Annotated in this window: 14 protein-coding genes; 7 read left to right on the top strand and 7 right to left on the bottom strand. The window is 70.2% G+C overall.

Annotated features, from left to right (window positions below; all coding sequences use genetic code 11):
* Nucleotides 1–132 precede the first annotated feature (132 nt).
* Nucleotides 133–1,329 carry an acyl-CoA dehydrogenase family protein gene (locus BM145_RS00640; protein WP_093330011.1) on the top strand — a complete coding sequence of 399 codons (1,197 nt, stop codon included), beginning with the start codon at nt 133–135 and terminating at the stop codon, nt 1,327–1,329.
* Nucleotides 1,329–2,423: an acyl-CoA dehydrogenase family protein gene (locus tag BM145_RS00635; RefSeq protein WP_093330010.1), complete on the top strand. Its 1,095-nt coding sequence runs from the start codon at nt 1,329–1,331 to the stop codon at nt 2,421–2,423. The genes BM145_RS00640 and BM145_RS00635 overlap by 1 nt, the downstream gene beginning before the upstream one ends.
* 263 nt (nt 2,424–2,686) lie before the next feature.
* Here the strand turns inward: BM145_RS00635 and BM145_RS00630 are convergent, their stop codons facing one another.
* The 3 genes from BM145_RS00630 to BM145_RS00620 are packed head-to-tail and all read right to left on the bottom strand — an operon-like array spanning nt 2,687 to nt 7,643.
* The gene (locus tag BM145_RS00630; RefSeq protein ID WP_093330007.1) at nt 2,687–3,856 is read right to left on the bottom strand and encodes an alpha-hydroxy-acid oxidizing protein; all 1,170 of its coding nucleotides are present in this window, start codon (nt 3,854–3,856) and stop codon (nt 2,687–2,689) included.
* 39 nt (nt 3,857–3,895) lie between these two features.
* Complete coding sequence (locus BM145_RS00625; protein ID WP_093330005.1) at nt 3,896–4,633, bottom strand: glycosyltransferase family 2 protein; 738 nt, start codon at nt 4,631–4,633, stop codon at nt 3,896–3,898.
* 43 nt (nt 4,634–4,676) lie between these two features.
* The gene (locus BM145_RS00620) at nt 4,677–7,643 is read right to left on the bottom strand and encodes a TonB-dependent receptor plug domain-containing protein (RefSeq protein WP_093330003.1); all 2,967 of its coding nucleotides are present in this window, start codon (nt 7,641–7,643) and stop codon (nt 4,677–4,679) included.
* A 194-nt stretch (nt 7,644–7,837) separates the two neighbouring features.
* Here BM145_RS00620 and BM145_RS00615 point away from each other — a divergent pair, with 194 nt between their 5' ends.
* Genes BM145_RS00615 through BM145_RS00605 form a run of 3 tightly spaced genes read left to right on the top strand, consistent with a single transcriptional unit; the run spans nt 7,838 to nt 10,805 of the window.
* On the top strand, nt 7,838–9,082 hold the full coding sequence (locus BM145_RS00615) for an extracellular solute-binding protein (protein ID WP_177200035.1): 1,245 nt from the start codon (nt 7,838–7,840) through the stop codon (nt 9,080–9,082).
* Nucleotides 9,079–9,960, top strand: a complete 882-nt coding sequence (locus BM145_RS00610; protein WP_093329999.1) for a carbohydrate ABC transporter permease — start codon at nt 9,079–9,081, stop codon at nt 9,958–9,960. Before BM145_RS00615 ends, BM145_RS00610 begins: the two co-directional genes overlap by 4 nt.
* The gene (locus BM145_RS00605; protein ID WP_245738981.1) at nt 9,951–10,805 is read left to right on the top strand and encodes a carbohydrate ABC transporter permease; all 855 of its coding nucleotides are present in this window, start codon (nt 9,951–9,953) and stop codon (nt 10,803–10,805) included. The genes BM145_RS00610 and BM145_RS00605 overlap by 10 nt, the downstream gene beginning before the upstream one ends.
* Nucleotides 10,806–11,147: 342 nt before the next feature.
* On the opposite strand, the gene BM145_RS00600 is transcribed toward BM145_RS00605, so the two are convergent.
* Genes BM145_RS00600 through BM145_RS00585 form a run of 4 tightly spaced genes read right to left on the bottom strand, consistent with a single transcriptional unit; the run spans nt 11,148 to nt 15,496 of the window.
* Nucleotides 11,148–12,233, bottom strand: a complete 1,086-nt coding sequence (locus BM145_RS00600) for an ABC transporter ATP-binding protein (protein ID WP_093330778.1) — start codon at nt 12,231–12,233, stop codon at nt 11,148–11,150.
* A 29-nt stretch (nt 12,234–12,262) separates the two neighbouring features.
* Nucleotides 12,263–13,636 carry a Coenzyme F420 hydrogenase/dehydrogenase, beta subunit C-terminal domain gene (locus BM145_RS00595; protein WP_218149594.1) on the bottom strand — a complete coding sequence of 458 codons (1,374 nt, stop codon included), beginning with the start codon at nt 13,634–13,636 and terminating at the stop codon, nt 12,263–12,265.
* Nucleotides 13,629–14,687, bottom strand: a complete 1,059-nt coding sequence (locus BM145_RS00590) for a polysaccharide pyruvyl transferase family protein (RefSeq protein WP_218149593.1) — start codon at nt 14,685–14,687, stop codon at nt 13,629–13,631. The genes BM145_RS00595 and BM145_RS00590 overlap by 8 nt, the downstream gene beginning before the upstream one ends.
* Nucleotides 14,684–15,496 carry a TIGR04290 family methyltransferase gene (locus tag BM145_RS00585; protein ID WP_093330772.1) on the bottom strand — a complete coding sequence of 271 codons (813 nt, stop codon included), beginning with the start codon at nt 15,494–15,496 and terminating at the stop codon, nt 14,684–14,686. The genes BM145_RS00590 and BM145_RS00585 overlap by 4 nt, the downstream gene beginning before the upstream one ends.
* A 128-nt stretch (nt 15,497–15,624) precedes the next feature.
* Here BM145_RS00585 and BM145_RS00580 point away from each other — a divergent pair, with 128 nt between their 5' ends.
* Nucleotides 15,625–16,494 carry a glycosyltransferase family 9 protein gene (locus tag BM145_RS00580; protein ID WP_245738980.1) on the top strand — a complete coding sequence of 290 codons (870 nt, stop codon included), beginning with the start codon at nt 15,625–15,627 and terminating at the stop codon, nt 16,492–16,494.
* Nucleotides 16,491–16,889: a DUF6165 family protein gene (locus BM145_RS00575; RefSeq protein ID WP_093329994.1), complete on the top strand. Its 399-nt coding sequence runs from the start codon at nt 16,491–16,493 to the stop codon at nt 16,887–16,889. Before BM145_RS00580 ends, BM145_RS00575 begins: the two co-directional genes overlap by 4 nt.
* Nucleotides 16,890–16,893: the final 4 nt, after the last annotated feature.

Here is a 16,893-nt window from a genome sequence, read left to right as displayed (position 1 = left end):
TGCCTGATGCCATCGCTGTGCCCGCATCGGCCCGGCAACGCAACGGCCATCGGATCGAATATCCGGTACGCTGCGCTTGTTCCCGTCCTCCACCATGCTAGAAGCCGCTGCACCAGCACGACGGAGCGTATTATGGACCTGCGCCTTTCCCCCGACGAAGAGGCTTTCCGCGACCGGGTACGCTCCTTCTTCCGCGACAAGCTGCCGTCCCGCCTGTCGGACAAGGTGCGGCGCGGGCTGAAGCTGACCAAGGCCGACATGGAGGAATGGCACGCCGTCCTCCACGCGGAGGGCTGGCTCGCCAGCCACTGGCCGGAACGTTACGGCGGCCCCGGCTGGAGCGTCGTCGAACGCTCGCTGTTCGAGGACGAGTCGGCCAAGGCGTACGCGCCGCGCGTGGTGCCCTTCGGCGTCAACATGCTGGGTCCCGTGCTCATCAAATACGGCTCGGAGGAGCAGCGCCGCCATTACCTGCCGCGCATCCTCGACGGCAGCGACTGGTGGTGTCAGGGCTATTCCGAACCCGGCGCCGGCTCCGACCTAGCCAGCCTCAAGACCAGCGCGGTCCGGGACGGCGATCATTACGTCGTCAACGGGCAGAAGACCTGGACGACGCTGGGGCAGTACGCCGACTGGATCTTCTGCCTGGTCCGCACCGATCCCAAGGCCAAGGCGCAGGAAGGCATCTCGTTCCTGCTGATCGACATGAAGTCGCCCGGCATCGAGGTTCGCCCGATCGTCCTGCTCGACGGCGACGCCGAGGTGAACGAGGTGTTCTTCACCGACGTGCGCGTGCCCGTCGCCAATCTGGTCGGCGAGGAGAACAAGGGCTGGACCTACGCCAAATACCTGCTGACGTACGAGCGCACCAACATCGCCGGCGTCGGCGCGTCGATGGCCGCGTTCGAGCGGCTGAAGGCGACCGCCGACACCCTCACCCGCGGTGGCAAGCCGCTGGCGGAGGACCCGCTGTTCGCCGCCCGCATGGCGCGGATCGAGATCAATCTCGCCAACATGGCCACCACCAACATGCGCGTCGTCGCCGCGGTGGCGGGCGGCGGCGCACCGGGCGCGGAAAGCTCCATGCTCAAGATCAAGGGGACCGAGATCCGCCAGGCGATCACCGCGCTCCAGCGCCGCGCCTACGGCCCCTACGCCCAGCCCTTCGTGCCCGAGGCGCTGGAGGAGGGCTATAACGGCGAACCCGTCGGCCCGGAGGGCGCCGCCCCCGCCGCGGCCAGCTATTTCAACAACCGCAAGCTCTCGATCTTCGGCGGGTCGAACGAGGTGCAGAAGAACATCATTTCGAAGATGATCGTGGGGCTCTGATGGATTTCCAGCATACCGAGGACCGGCAGATGCTGGCGGACACGCTCCGTCGCTTCCTGGCCGAGCGCGCCGGCATCGAGGCGCGCAACAAGGCGGCTTACGGCGACACCGGCTACGATCCGCAGGTCTGGGCCGGGCTCGCCGAGCTGGGCGTGATCGGCGCGCTGTTCGGCGAGGAAGTCGGCGGCTTCGGCGGCGCCGGCCACGACATCACCGTCGTGTTCGAGGAGATCGGCCGCGCCCTCGCGGTCGAGCCGTTCCTGGGCGCCCTGATGGTCGGCCGCGCGCTCGCCGCCGCGGGTCGCACCGACGAGATCGAGAGGCTGATCGCCGGCACGGTCGTGCCCGCGCTCGCCCATGCCGAGCCGCAGGACCGGGCCGATGGGGCGCCGCTCGCCAGCGTGGCGCGCCGAGACGGCGACGGCTGGACGATCGACGGCGCCAAGGCGGTGGTCGCCAGCGGCGACACGGCGACGCTGCTGCTGGTCTCCGCGCAGACCGATGCGGGCGCGTCGCTGTTCCTCGTTCCCGGCGACGCCGCGGGCGTGGAGAAGCGCGGCTACCTCAATATCGACGGCGGCCGCTCGGCGGAGATCCGTCTCGCCGGTGTCCGCGTCGGTGCCGACGCGCTGGTCGCGGAGGACGGCACGGCGGCGCTCGCGGCGGCGGAGGCGGCAGGGCTGCTCGCGCTGTCGGCGGAGGCGCTCGGCGTCATGGAGGTGACCAAGGCCGCGACGATCGACTATCTCCAGACGCGCAAACAGTTCGGCGTGCCGATCGGCAAGTTCCAGGCGCTCCAGCACCGCATCGCCACCGTGCTGCTGGAGATCGAGCAGGCCCGCTCCGCCGTCATCAACGCGGCCGACGCCTTCGACCGCGCGGACGGCCCCCGCGCGCTGTCGGCGGCCAAATACACCGTCGGCGCCACCGGCCAGCTGGTCGCGGAGGAGGCGATCCAGCTCCACGGCGGCATCGGCATGACCTGGGAACTGCCGCTGTCGCATTATGCCAAGCGGCTGACGATGATCGACCAGCAGCTCGGCGATCAGGACCAGCATCTGCAACGTTACATCGCGCTGGGTCGGACGGCCTGATCCTGCCCTGGACGCTCGTCGCCCCCGCCTTGCGTCGGGCCTCGCGCTCCCTCGAATCCTCCCTCCCCGTCACCCCGGACTTGTTCCGGGGTCCACCGTTCCGCGAAATCAATAGGCTATTGGTTTGCAGCACGGTGGATGCCGGAACAGGTCCGGCATGACGTAGGACTCACGCAGAGGTCTCGCTTGGCGCCGGGATCAAAGCCAGGCAGCAACGTCGCCCACGGCCCCGGATGCCGGCACAGATCAAGGGCAACGGGGGATTACGCCAGGTAGTCCCGCCCCAGTTCCGCGACGCTCGAGCACCCGATCAAGCCCATCGTCAGGTCGAGCTCGCCCAACACGTTGTCGATCACCGCCGCCACGCCCGCCTCGCCGTCGACCGCCAGTCCCCAGATATACGGCCGGCCGAGCAGCACCGCGTCCGCGCCGAGCGCCAGTGCCTTCGCCACGTCTGCACCGCCGCGGATACCGCTGTCGAACAACACCCTGATCCGCCCCGCCACCGCCTCGACGCAGGCGGCGAGCTGCGCGGCACTCCCCACCGCACCGTCGACCTGCCGGCCGCCATGGTCGGAGACGACGATCCCGTCCCACCCCTCCTCGGCCGCGCGACGCGCGTCGGCGGGGTGCTGGATGCCCTTCAGCACCACCGGCAGCCGCGTCCAGTCTCGGATGCGCTTCAATCGCCCCCAGTCAAGGCTCGGGTCCGAGTAGATGCGGCTGAACAACTGCGCCGCGGCCAGCACGTCCTCCTCGGGCGGCTTGTCGAGCATCGCGCGGAACACCGGATCGCCGGTATATTGCGCCAGCCCCTGCCCGCTCAGGAACGGCAGGAATCCGTGGCCGAGATCGACCGGTCGCCAGCCCAGCATCGTCGTGTCGAGCGTCACCACGATCGCCTCGCACCCGCATGCCTCCGCGCGGCGCACCAGGCTCTCCGACAACGCCTCGCTTCGCGTCCAATACAGCTGGAACCAGCGCGGCGCATCGCCCATCGCGGCCGCGCACGTCTCCATGTCGACCGAGGCCTGGTTGGAGAAGATGGCCGGCACACCGCGTGATGCGGCCGCACGCGCCGTGGCGAGATCGCCCTCGGCATGCGCCAGTTCCTGCACGCCGATCGGCGCGAGCAATAGCGGCGACGCCAGCCGCCGCCCGAACAGCTCGATGCCGAGATCGCGCATGCCGACGTCGCGCGCCATCCGCGGCACCAGCCTCGCCGCGTCGAGCGCCTCGCGATTGGCCCGCGCGGTCGTCTCCATCCCGGCCGAACGAAGATAGCCGAAGCCCTCCGCGCTCATGATCGCCGCCGCCCGCGCCTCCAGCTCGTCGGCGCGGAACGGCACAGCGGCGCGCTGCCCCATCATGCCGGCGGCGTAGGTCTGTGCCAGCCTGATCTGCCCGATCCCGGCGCGTACGCTGTCGTTCATCCCGGCCTCTCCTTCACCCCGATGGATAGCGGCGTCGGATCAGGCGTCCACCCCGAGCAGATAGGGATGCGACAACACCCGGTCGGCGTTGCGGGCGCCGATCGCGATGTCGTTGACCAGCCGGCCGCCCGCGACGGTACGATAAAGCGCGACGCACGCGTCGATCCGGCCGAAGCGGGCACCCGCCGCGGCCGCGCGCGTGTAGAAGTCCCAGTCGTTGCAGTTGTGGAAACTCGGGTCGAACCCGCCGACCCGCTCGACGATCGCGCGGCGCACCACCGACCAGCTCGGACCGATCACTCCGCCGCTGGCGAGACCGCGGCGGATGCAGCCCGCGTCCCAGCCGCACTCCGGCTCGCCCGGCGCGCCGTCGCCCTCGACGCGGGCGAAATGACCGACGACGATGTCGTGCGCCATCGCCATCGGCCCGTCGAGCAGCGCCCGCGCCGCGCCCGGCAGCCACATATCGTCGCTGTCGAGGAACGCGATCCACTCGGCCCGCGCCAGCCCCGCGCCGGTGTTGCGCGCCTGCGACGCGCCGACGTTGCGCGGCAGGATCACGCCCTCGACCCGCGGATGGCGCTTCATCAGGTCGCGGATGACCAGCGCACTATCGTCGGATGACCCATCGTCGACGACGATGACGCGGCCGGGCGCGTGTTCCTGGTCGAGGACGCTGCGCACCGCATCCGCGACGACGTGCGCGCGGTTATTGCAGGGGATGACGACGTCGTAGGTGGCGAGGGGGGCGAAGATGATCGTCTGTTGGTGAAGCATCCCCGCCCCATGCCGGTTTTCCGCCCCCACACAAGGGATGGCGCTACCGGCCCCCGTAACGGAGCTTCGCCCCCAGATAGACGAAGCGGCCGAGCGGCGAGATCGGCACATTGGTCTCGAACCCGATATCGGGCTTCTGATCGGCCAGGTTGTTGACGCCGCCATAGAAGGAGAAGCGCTCGTCCACCTCCAGCTGCGCCTGCAAATCGTGCTGCCACAATTCCTTGAAGCGGAAGTAGCGCGGATCGACGTAATCGGGACGGCCGTTCGTCTCCGCACGCGAGAACCGCCGCGTGCCGCTCTGGTAGCGGAGATTGTAGGAAGTGGTCAGCCGGCCGATCGTCCAGGTCGGCGAGAATACGGCAGTGTATTTCGGCCTGAACGGCTGGTCGCGATTGTCGGTCACCGCGGCACCGGGCAGCGGGATCAGCTCCAGCCGGTGCAGATACCCGCCGACCAGCCGCAGGTCGAAACGGCCGATCCCCTCCCTTTCGACGACGTAGCTGAGATTGACCTCGAGCCCGGCGGTGCGGAACGCGGCCACGTTCTGCGGCGACACGGTATAGCCGTTGATGTAGCCGGTCCCCTGCCGGCGAGACACCGCGGCGCAGTAGGGATTGTCGATCGATTCGAGATCGACGCACAGCCGGGCGAGATCGGTCGGCGTGGCACGGGTGATCGCGCCGCGCAGCCGGATGTCGTACCAGTCGGCGCCGATCTGCAACCGCGGCACGAAGCCGGGGCGCGCCACGATCCCCGCGGTCCAGGTCCGCGCGACCTCCGGGTCGAGCGCCGCGTTGCCCTGCTCGATCCCGACGATGTTCAGGTTGGCGTCCGGGTTGCGATCCTGGGTGAACTGGGCGTTGTTGCCGCCGGCGCTGGTTATCAGCACCTGGCAGTTCGCCGCGCGGAACTGCGTGCCCTGGTCGCGGTTCGCCAGGTAGCAGGGGTCCTCGATGAAATCGGACAGCCCCGTGCGCGGCCGGAACACCTCGGCGATGTTGGGCGCGCGCACCGATCGACCGTAAGAGCCGCGGAAGCTGATGTCGGCGACCGGCGCGTAGATGGCGTTGAACTGATAGGCGTTGGTGCTGCCGACGGTGGAGTAATCGGAGTAGCGCCCCGCCGCGCCGACCGATAGCAGGTGCGCGAAGGGCAGGTCCTTCAGCAGCGGCACGTTCAGTTCGCCGAACAGCTCCCACACGTCGAAGCGGCCGCTGCTCGGCGTCAGGTTGAGCGGCTCGTCGTAGACGCCGTCGGCCGGCGAGTAATAGGCGCCGTCGATCAGGCCCTGGGCCGGGCGGAAGCGACTCGACTCGCGCCGGTACTCGCCGCCGGCGGCGAACTGGACCGGGCCACCCGGCAGCTCGAAGAAGGCGCCGAAATCGCCGGTCAGCGTCGCGTTGGCGACGTGCTGCTGCACCCGCGCGTTGCTGACCGGATCGTCGTAGACATAGGCGAAGGAGGCGGGGTCGGCGACGAACGTCCCGAAGGTGTTGAGCGGGACGCAGCCCGCCGCCCGCGCCTCCACCGATCGGCACACGATCTGCCCGGTCGCGGGATCGCGGATCGCATCCAGCGCCTGCGACGATCGCGCGGGCAGGCGATCGTTCAGCTTGGTCGCGCGCACGTCGGTGCGGCCGTAGGTGTAATAAGCGTCGTAGGACGCGTGGTCGCCGATCCGCCCGCTCGCGTCGACGACGCCGCGCCAGGTGCGGCGGCGATCGTCCTCGCCGCGCCGGGGCAGGTCGAAATTGTTGCGGTTGATCGTGACCGAGGTAAGCCCGGCCGCCTGCGCGGCGGCGAGGATCGGCGCGGGCAGGAACGGGTTGTCGAGCGTGATGGGCACGCCGTAGGTGCCGCTATAGCTGCTGAACGTCCGCGCCGAGGCCTGGACGAACTTGCCCTCGACGCTCAGCTTGAACGCGTCCGACACGTCGTAATGGGTCAGCAGGTTGACCGCGTGGCGCCGGGTCCTCGGCAGGATGTCGCCGATATAGCCCGCGACCGGCGTGTCGTCGCCGCCGTTGGAATAATCAAACGTCTCGTTCTGCGGCCCGAACGTGTAGGGCTGCCCGTCTCCCCGGAAGAAGCGATCGCCGATCTTCAGGATGTTGGCGTAGGAGCCGCCCGGCTGGAGCACGCCGTCGGCGTCGAAGTAACCGCCGGTGTAGCGGTTGTCGCGCACCGGGATCTTCTGGAACGAGCCGGCCTGCCCCGCTACGTAGTTGCGGTTGTTGACGAAGAACACGCGGCTCGGCGAGCGCAGGTAGCTGCGGTCGTCATTCGCCAGCGCCTCCTCGGCATTATACTCGTACGCCAGCGTCACGTTGCCGCGCCCGTCGGCGAAGTTGCGGCCGCCGATCAGCGAGGCGAAGCGGTTTGCCGCGTCGCCACGGCTCGACGCGCCCATCTGCGCGCGGGCGCCCAGCCCCTCGAAGTCGCGATGCAGGATGAAGTTGACGACGCCCGATACGCCGTCGGCGCCGTACACGGCCGAGGCGGCGCCGGTCAGCACGTCGACGCGGCTGATGAGATCGGTCGGGATCGTGTTGATGTCGACCGCGGCGGTGTCGAACTGGCTGGCGACGTGGCGGCGACCGTTGACCAGCACCAGCGTCCGGTTGGTGCCGAGCCCACGCAGGTCGAGCAGGTTGAGCCCGGCCTGCCCGACCGCACCGTCGGCCTGCGCGTTGCCCGCCGAGCGGCTGCCGTCGATCGAGTTGGTCAGCGCCGGCACCCGCTGGAGGAAGGCGGTGACGTTGGTGTTGCCCGACTGCTGGATGTCGGCCGCGCCGAACGACACGATCGGATTGGGGGCGGCGTAATCCGGCCGCGCGATGCGCGATCCGGTGACGACGATCTCGCCCGTGTCGGCCTGATCCTCGGCCCCCTGGGTGCCAGTCGACGGCGGCGCGCCCCCGTCCTGCGGCGCCGTCTGCGCCTGGGCGAGCGGCGCGACGAGCAGCGCCGCGCCGGTCAGAAGGGTGCGCCGGATGGTGCGCGACATGATGTTTCTCCCTGTTGGCCGGCCTTGCCCCTGCCGGCGTGTTGCCCTTTCCTGTGAACGGTCGGGCGGCGCCGATCAATCGGCTGCGAATGCCCCGGCGTAGAAGCGGTTTACCTGTGGCAACCCTCGCGCGATTATCGTCGGGCAGCGGTAGCGCGCGCCGCCCGGATGCGCCACGCTGGCGGGCGATGGGGATGGACGCAACCGGTTGGACGCGGCGCGCGGTGCTGGGATCGCTGCCCGCGCTGGGGCTCGCCGCCTGTGCCCGCGGCGGCGACGATCCGCTCAGGATGTGGGCGATGAGCTGGGAAGGCGATTACTCGCCGCTGCTGATGCCTCCCTTCACCGCCGCGACGGGCGTGCCTGTCGAGGTCCAGTCGCTGCCCACCACCGCCAGTCACGAGAAGCTGCTGATCGCCACCGCGGGCGGCGCGCTGCCCGACGTGTTCATGCTGTTCAACGGCTGGGTGACGGAGTTCGCGACGATCGGCGCGATCGCCCCCGTGCCCGCGCCCGGCCTGGTCGCGGACATCTTCCCCGGCGTGCTGGCATCGACGCGGGTTGGCGGGCGCGATTACGCGGTGCCCTGGTCGGTCGCGCCGCAGGTCAACTTCTATCGCCGCGACCTCCTCGCCGCGATCGGCTACGACGCGCCACCGGGCGACTGGGACGACCTCAGGGCGATGGCGCTGAAGCTCAAGCGGCGGCGGCCCGACGATTACGTCTTCCTGATGCTGCTCAACTGGCCGACGGCGCTGGTCAACATCCTGTCGCTGGCGGGCGCGACCCCGCTGCGCGACCGGAACACGCGCGGCAATTTCCGCACGGCCGAGGCGCGACAGGCGTTCGCCTACTACGCCTCGCTGTTCGCCGACGGCCTCGCCCCCAAAGCGTTGTCGACCGAGGTGCAGGACCCCGTCGCCGCCTTCGCGCAGGGCTATTTCGCGATCTGGCCCAGCGGCCCGACGACGCTGCGCGACCTGGCGCAGCGCGGCGTGCCGCCGGAGCGATGGAGCACCGCCCGCTGCGCCGGGCCGGACGGGCCGGGGCCGCTGTCGGGCCAGTCCGCCAGCCTGTGCGTGTCGGCGACCACCCGGCGCCCGGCCGAGGCATGGGCGCTCGTCCGCCACCTCACCTCCATCGACAGCGAGCTGCATTTCCAGCGCGCGATCGGCAACCTCCCGGCCCGCGTCCGCGCCTGGGCCTCGCCGCAGATGAAAAAACCGGTCCTGCGCCCGTTCGCCGAGCAGATGCGCTTTCCCTCCCCCGATCCCAAGGTGATCGAGTGGGAGCAGATCCAGATCCAAATCCAGTTCGCCGCCGAGCGCGTCGTGCGCGGGTTGCAGACCATCCCGCAGGCCCTCGCCGACCTGGACGAGCGGGTCGACCGGCTCCTCGCCAAGCGCCGCTCGCTGGTCGAGGCGGGCAAGCTCGCATGACCCGCCAGGAACGCGCCGCCTGGCTGTTCTGCGCGCCGGTGCTGGCGATCATCGCGCTCGTCTTCGTGCTGCCGACCGCGCTCGCCATGGCGCTGTCGGTGACGGATTACTCCGTCTACGCCCTCGGCGACTGGCAGAATCTGCGCTTCGTCGGCCTGGGCAATTTCGTCGACCTGCTGTCGACGCCGCTGTTCTGGCGCGCGCTCGGCAACACGCTGATGTTCGCCGGGCTCGGCGTGCCGATGGCGATCGGCACGTCGCTGGCGGTGGCGCTGCTCCTCCACGACACCACCGTACGCTGGAAACCGCTGTGGCGGGTGCTGCTGTTCGCGCCCTACGTCACCAGCGTGGTCGCCACCGCGGTGGTCTGGCGCTTCCTGTTCAACGAACGGTTCGGCCTGCTCAACCGCGCGCTGGGCGCGATCGGGCTGCCGCCGGTCGACTGGCTGGGGAACCCGCATACCTCCATCCCCGCCATCCTGCTGTTCGTCACCTGGAAGACCTTCGGTTACAACATGATCGTCTTCACCGCCGCCCTCTCCGCCGTGCCGCAGGACCTGATGGAGGCGGCGCGCCTCGACGGGGCGGGCAGCTGGCGCCGCTTCCGCCACGTCACGCTGCCCGCGATCGGCCCGACGCTGCTGCTCGCCGCGGTGATGAGCATCGCCGGCTTCCTCCAGATCTTCGCCGAGCCGTACGTGATGACGATGGGCGGCCCCGCGCAGAGTACCACCACCGTGCTGTTCTTCATGTTCGAGGAAGGGTTCAAATGGTGGAATCTGGGCCAGGCCAGCGCCGTCGCCTTCATCCTGTTCCTGATGATCCTGGCCATCACCCTCGTCCAGACGCGGATCGGCAGGCGGTACGAATGGTTGTGACACGCTCCTTGCGCGGAGTGCTGACCACCGGTGCGGCGGCGCTGCTCACCGCGCTTACGATCGCGCCGCTCGCCTACATGTCGGTCGTGTCGTTCATGCCGCGGGGGGAATCGAGCACGCTGCCGACGCCGCTCTGGCCGTCGCGCTGGTCGGGCGAGAACTATTACGAGCTGCTCGTCCGCCGCCTGATCGACGGCGCCTGGTTCGATTACCGCATCGTGCCGGCGCTGTGGAACAGCGTCTGGGTGGCGAGCCTGTCGACGCTGCTCGGCCTGCTGCTGACCGTTCCCTCCGGCTACGCCTTCGCCAAGCTGCGCTTCCGCGGGCGCCAGCGGCTGCTCCAGCTGCTGATCGCCAGCCTGGTCGTGCCAGGGCAGGTGGCGATGCTGCCGCTGTTCCTGATCTTCAAGGAGCTCGGCCTGGTCAACAGCTATGCCGGCGTCATCCTGCCCAGCCTGGCGGGCATCTTCGCGGTGCTGTTCGTCCGCCAGGCCACGCTGGCGATCCCCGACGAGATGATCGACGCCGCCCGGATCGACGGCGCCAGCGAGGCGCGCATCTTCCGCGTCGTCGTGCTGCCGCTGCTGACGCCCGTGGTCGTCACGCTGGCGCTGTTCATGTTCCTGGGCTCATGGAACGACTTCCTGTGGCCGCTGATCGTGCTCGCCGACCAGAACCGCTACACCCTCCCCGTCGCCGTCGCCGCCATTGCGCGCGAGCACGCCGCCGACGCGGAGCTGATGATGGCCGCCTCCGTGGTGACGACGCTGCCGGTGCTGCTGCTGTTCCTGACGCTCCAGCGCTATTACCTCACCGGCCTGCTCGGCGGCAGCGTCAAGGGCTGACGATCCTCTCCTGCAAGGGATGTTTGCGGAACCTCACCCTCCCTACCGTTCACCTCCCCGGCGGAGGCCGGGGCCCAGTTGGATAACGGCTCGGGAAATCAACGACGCCCGTCTCACCTGGACCCCGGCCTCCGCGAGACCTCTGCGAAACTCCTCCAAAAGCATTTTTCTTTCGTCACCCCGGACTTGATCCGGGGTCCATGGTGCCGCGAAATCAACAGCTTATTGGCTTGCGGCACGGTGGATGCCGGAACAAGTCCGGCATGACGAAGTAGTTTCGCAGCGGTCTCGCCCCCGCCGGGGAGGCTGGATGCGGCGATCCTGTGGCAGGAAGGATGGAGATCACGCCCGCGGAAACGCCCGTTCATCGGCGGCGAACAGGTGCGCGTCCTGCGGCGCGACGGCGACTCGCATCGTCTCGCCCAGCGTCACCGCCCGGTCGCCGGGCAGCTGCGCCACGATCGTCCCCGCCTCGCCCCGCGCGCCGAGATGCGCGAACGACAGCGGCCCCAATCGCTCGAACAGCTCCACTGCGCCTGCGAAAGGCCCCGCCTCGTCGGGCCGCAGATGCTCCGGCCGGATGCCGAGCGTCACGGCTGCGCCGATCGCGTCGCCCGGCACGCGCACGGCCGTACGGACGTCCTCGCCGCCCCCCAGGCGCACGGTCGTTCCGTCGGCATCGACGGCGACGACTGTGGCGGGCAGCAGGTTCATCCCCGGCGACCCGATCGCCGCCGCCACCGCCAGGCTGGCGGGCGCGCGGTACACGTCGATGGGCGCGCCGACCTGCTCGACACGGCCCGCGCTCATCACCACGATCCGCTCGGCCAGCGTCATCGCCTCCAGCTGGTCGTGCGTGACGTAGATCATGGTGCTGCCCAACTGCTGGTGCAGCCGCGCGAACTCGTGCCGCATCCGCGCGCGCAACGACGTGTCCAGGTTCGACAACGGCTCGTCGAGCAGCAGCACGCGTGGCCGGCGCACCACCGCACGCGCGATCGACACGCGCTGGCGCTGCCCGCCCGACAGCGCGCGCGGCTTGCGATCGAGCAGCGCCGACAGGTCCAGCATCGCCGCCGTGTCGCGCACCCGTTCCTCGATCTCGGCGCGGGGGAGCTTGGCGACCTTCAACGGAAAAGCGATGTTCTCCGCCACCGTCATCTGCGGGTAGAGCGCGTAGGACTGGAACACCATGGCGACGCCGCGGTCCGACGGGGCGGCGTGCGTCACGTCGCGCCCGCCGATCAGCACGCAACCGTCGCTCGGATCTTCCAGCCCCGCGATCATCCGCAGCAAGGTCGACTTGCCGCACCCCGACGGGCCGACCAGCACCACGAACTCGCCGTCGCCGATCGTGAGGTCGGTCGGGTGCAGCGCGGTCGACGTGCCGAACCGCTTGGCCAGGGCGCTTACCTCGACGCTCGCCACGGCGCCCTCCGCTCTCCGCTCTCCGCCGGTCACCGGCGCGACCCCGTCAGCTTCTCGATCCGGTCGAACAGCGTGCCGGACCGGCCGCGACCATAGGCGAGACCCTGGTAGAGCGCGAGCGAGACCCGCGCCCAGCCGGTGTAGAGCCTCGCCACACCCGTCGCACGCGCCGCCCCGGCCATCCGGTGGCTCCACGCGGAGATGCCCGCGCGGGTGCGGTAGATCAGCCGCCGCCGCCACGGCAGGTCGCCCCTGCCCGGCGCCACGCGCTTGCGCGGGACGATGCCGCGCTTGCCCCAGGTCAGGCGATAGGCGAGTCCCTCGCGCCGCTGGCGAAAACCTGCCGCTTGCGTGTCGGCGATGAAGTCGGCGTCGACCGCCTCCAGCCCCAACCGTCCGTCGCCGATCGCGCCGGCGAGCATGTCGCGCAGGGCGGGCGAGCGGACGACGACGACGTTGGTGCCGCGCCCGTCCGACGAATAGGGCTCCACCCAGGCATCGCCGAACGCGATGTCGGCGGTCTCCGCCACCACATCGTCGCACCAGTTGCAGGCGGACGCCTGGAAGAAGCCGGCACCCCAGTCGCCGTCGACCAGGTGCCACCAGTCGCGGTCGCGCACCTCGCCGTCCGCCAGCGTCAGCTGCGCGGTGTACCAGTTGGCGGGGCGGCCCGCGTCCTTGCGGCGGTACTCCACCGCCCGCACGTCGCTCGGGGGTGCGTCCAGCTGCCAGGCGAAGCTGTCGACGAAGCGGGCGCTCTTCATATGGCCGCAGAACAGGCCGAGCAGGTGGGTAACGCGCTCGGCGATCACCGGGTCCTCCGCCCGCAGCAGGTTCACCGCTTTCATGAAGCACGGCACGCCGACGATCGCGTAGCGGCCGGGCGTGGCGCGGATCGCGGCGATCACCTCGGCCATGTCGACCGGGAAATAGCGCGAGCGCGCGCCGCGCGCGATCTCGGCGGGGCTGCGGGAGATGGCGTAGCGGAAGAACACGCCCGCCTCTCCCGTCACCGGCACGACGTGCGCGACGCCGTCGATCGCGCCGGTACGCAGCAGTTCGGCCGCGACCCAGCTGACCATCCCGCCCGAACTGCCGCCGGCGCGGAACCCGCCCTCCGCGACGTGGCCGACATAGCCGGTCTCGAAGCGGCCGAGCCGCGCGTCCGCCTGCGGGGCGGCGGGAAAGCGCGCGGCGGCGATCGCATCCTCGTCGCCCGCGGCGGGCGAGAAGGGGCAGGTGCGCTCGAACGACGGCGCCGCCTCCGCCAGCGCACCCGTCGGCTTGCGCAGGCCATGGGCGTCCCAGCGCATCGTTCGCTCCGGTCCCACGGCACAGCCGCCGCACCCGATGCACAGGCCCGACGCGACGATCCGCTCCGGCGTGATCGCCGCCTCAGCCAAGCGCCCGGTCCAGATAGGCGGCGGAGCGCTGTCGCCCCTCGGCGATGGCGCGGTGCACCGCATCCTCCACCGGCGTCTCCAGCAGCCGCCGGATCTCGGCATCGCCCGTCGCCTCGTCGATCAGGCGATGTTCGGCGCCGAGCGACGCGGTCAGCCCCTCCAGCTTGATGCGGCGATAGGGCGAGGCCGCGGCGACGAAGGGCTTGTCGTAATGGAGCGCGAACACCGTGCCGTGGAAGAAGCTGGTCGCCACCGCGCGCGCGCCTGCCATCAGCGCGGCGAACTCGATCGGGCCGGCATCGCTGCGGTCCTCGTCGGCAAGCGGATGGTGGTAGCCGACCGAGACGATCCGTACCCCCGCGCCGTCCGCCCACCGGCGCACGCGCCGCGCGAACCAGTCGGGCAGGCCGTGGCCGTAGAGGACGACATAGTCGCCCGCCGCGCCGCGCGGCGGCAGCACCTCGGGGAATTGCAGGCAGGGGTCGAGGACCATCGCCGGCTCCCGGCCGAGCGCGTCCGCGACGATGCGGCGCGAATTCTCGTCACGCACCGATACCGCGCTGAACCCGCGCAACCGTTCCGTCCAGCCTCCGTCCAGCCCGTCGGCGTGATTGCCGAAGCTGGCGGCGTAGGATACCAGCCGCGGCGTGCGCAGGCCGTCGCCGAAGAACAGCGTCTTGGCGCTGTACCAGGGATGGGAGAAGTTCCACACCTCGTCGCTGCCCACCACCACGGCGTCGAAGGCGGGCGCCTCGTGCGGCGCATCGAGCGGAAAGGCGGGAGAGCGCGGCAGCGCCGCCACGGCCTGTGCGAAGGCGCGCACCTTGCGGCCGAGCGCGGGATGGCGATGCCGCGGCGTGCGCGCGGGCAGTTCCGGTTGAAACGCGCTGCGCAGCTCCGCCGAACGGACGTGGCGCGAGCGATGGTCAAGCAACACCGCCGGCCACCCCCGCACGCTCAGTCCCTCGACCAGGCAGCGCGCCTGCCAGTAGGACCCGTAATTGATGCTGTCGTGAAAGGTAAGGACGCCCAGCGGGATCGGATCGTTCACGCGGAGGCGCCCGTCGCCGGATAGACGGCCGCCGGCCCGAACTGCGCGAAGGGCACCGGCGCCGTGCGGCACAGGAACACCTCCGGATCGGGATTGTCGAGGATCTGGAACCCCGCCGCGCGCAGCATCGCCGCGCTGGCCGCGCGATTGGGTGCCCACCAGTTGGTCCAATCGTCGGCGTAACGCCGCTCGATGAAGTGCATCTTGGGATAGGCGGGATCGTCGAAATAGGTCGGTTTGGTCCAGGTGCCGGGCACGAAGAACGGGTGGTTCTCCGGCACGTCGGCGATCTCGTCCGATCCCTGCTGCATCGTCTGGAACAGCATCAGGTCGCCCGCGACATGCTCGCGGATCAGGTCCAGCGCGAGCAGCGGGTGACGCAGGTGGTAGAGCACGCCCATGAAGATCACCAGGTCGAACCGCTCGCCCAGCTGCGCGACCTGGTAGACGTCCAGGTTGCGGAACTCGATGCCGGTGAAGCCCAGCGCCTCCGTGGCGAGCCGCGCCTGCGCCAAGTAGCGCTCGTCGCTGTCGATGCCGACCACGCGGGCGGCGCCGCGCCGCTTCATCTCGACCGAGTAGAAGCCGGCGTTGCAACCGATGTCGAGCACCGATTTGCCTGACAGGTCCGCGGGCAGCGCGTGCGCGAAGCGGACGAAGTTGTCGCGTGGGTAATCGCCCAGGAAATGGTTCGGCGCGGTGGCGACGCCGTCCAGGTCGATATTGTGGAACCAGGGGGCGAGCGCGTCGATCCGGCTTCTCAGCTCGGCGCCGGTCGGGCGTCCCGCGCCCGCTGCCACGTCGTTCATCGCGTTCCCCATTGTCGTCGTTCGTGCCAACGCCTCCCTCTCTGGCGTCGTTCCGCCCGCTTGGCCATGCTGATCCACATCAACGCCGTACGGCGGAACCCAGGAAGGCGGATGGTCATTACGCAACCGTGACGGGATCGATGGAAACATGGGCGGCGGCGATGCGCGCGGGCCGCTACGACGAGGCGTGGGACATGGAGGTGGCGACCATCGCCGCCCGCGACCCGGCCGGGCGCGACGACCCCGCCCTGCCCTATCATCGCCGCTGGGTGTGGGACGGACGTCCGGTCGACGGACGCGACGTGCTGGTCCGCTGCTATCACGGCCTCGGTGACACGATCCAGTTCGCGCGCTACCTCCCCGTGCTCGCGGCCCGCGCGCGCTCGGTCGCGCTGGAAGTGCAGCCGCGGCTGATCCCGTTGCTGGCGAACCTCGGCGTCGACGAGGTGCACCCCTTCGACGTCGCCGCCCCCTTGCCACCGCGCGACTGCGACATCGAGATCACCGAACTGCCGGGCGCGCTGCGGGTGCCGCCCGACGCCCTCGCCGCGCCTTACCTCTCCTGGCCGCCCGCGGCGCTGCCCGCGGGCACGATCGGCATCTGCCACGTCGCGGGCGACTGGGACGCCGACCGTTCGATCCCCGCCGACCTGCTCCGGCCGCTCTGCGAGACCCGGCCGTGCGTGATGCTGGCGGTGGGAGGCACCGACCTGCCCTGCCTCAACCCGGAAGGCTGCCCGCCCGACATGGCCGCGACCGCGGCGCTGGTCGCCGGCGTGGAGCAGGTCGTCACCGTCGACACCATGATCGCCCATCTCGCCGGCGCGATGGGCAAACCCACCCGGCTGCTGCTCAAGGCCAGCCCCGACTGGCGCTGGTCGCCCGACGCGCGGGGCAGCCCCTGGTACCCGTCGATCCGCTCATACGTCCAACCCCGCCCCGGCGACTGGCCGACGGTTCTCGCCGACCTCGACTTTCACAGGATTTGCCCGCCATGACCGGCCAGACCACTCCGACGATCCCGGTCTCCTGGGGAGAGTTGCTCGACAAACTGACCATCCTCCAGCTCAAGCGCGACCGAATCGCGGCGACCGACGCACGCGCCAACGTCGCGCGCGAGCACGATCTGCTCCACCGGATCGGCGCGCCCGTGCTGGCGGACGAGCGCGTCGCGGCGCTATTCGACGAGCTTGCCGCCGTCAACGCGGCCTTGTGGGACATCGAGGACGCGATCCGGGCGGAGGACGCGGCCGGCCGCTTCGGGCAGGCGTTCATCGACCTCGCCCGCTCCGTCTACCGCACGAACGACCAGCGCGCGGCGATCAAGCGCCGGATCGACGTGATGCTCGGCTCCACCCTGGTCGAGGAGAAGAGCTACTGGTCGGCGACCTGACGAG

Origin of the sequence: Sphingomonas rubra (assembly GCF_900115745.1) — a bacterium.
GTDB classification, from domain to species: domain Bacteria; phylum Pseudomonadota; class Alphaproteobacteria; order Sphingomonadales; family Sphingomonadaceae; genus Sphingomonas; species Sphingomonas rubra.
The sequence above is the reverse complement of the archived record's forward strand: the minus strand, read 5'-3'. Positions and strand labels throughout refer to the sequence as shown.

Excerpts from the sequence above, each read along its gene's own strand:
- BM145_RS00640 (WP_093330011.1), top strand. The coding sequence starts at position 133 with ATGGACCTGCGCCTTTCCCCCGACGAAGAGGCTTTCCGCGACCGGGTA.
- BM145_RS00635 (WP_093330010.1), top strand. The coding sequence starts at position 1,329 with ATGGATTTCCAGCATACCGAGGACCGGCAGATGCTGGCGGACACGCTC.
- BM145_RS00630 (WP_093330007.1), bottom strand. The coding sequence starts at position 3,856 with ATGAACGACAGCGTACGCGCCGGGATCGGGCAGATCAGGCTGGCACAG.
- BM145_RS00625 (WP_093330005.1), bottom strand. The coding sequence starts at position 4,633 with ATGCTTCACCAACAGACGATCATCTTCGCCCCCCTCGCCACCTACGAC.
- BM145_RS00620 (WP_093330003.1), bottom strand. The coding sequence starts at position 7,643 with ATGTCGCGCACCATCCGGCGCACCCTTCTGACCGGCGCGGCGCTGCTC.
- BM145_RS00615 (WP_177200035.1), top strand. The coding sequence starts at position 7,838 with ATGGACGCAACCGGTTGGACGCGGCGCGCGGTGCTGGGATCGCTGCCC.
- BM145_RS00610 (WP_093329999.1), top strand. The coding sequence starts at position 9,079 with ATGACCCGCCAGGAACGCGCCGCCTGGCTGTTCTGCGCGCCGGTGCTG.
- BM145_RS00605 (WP_245738981.1), top strand. The coding sequence starts at position 9,951 with ATGGTTGTGACACGCTCCTTGCGCGGAGTGCTGACCACCGGTGCGGCG.
- BM145_RS00585 (WP_093330772.1), bottom strand. The coding sequence starts at position 15,496 with ATGAACGACGTGGCAGCGGGCGCGGGACGCCCGACCGGCGCCGAGCTG.
- BM145_RS00575 (WP_093329994.1), top strand. The coding sequence starts at position 16,491 with ATGACCGGCCAGACCACTCCGACGATCCCGGTCTCCTGGGGAGAGTTG.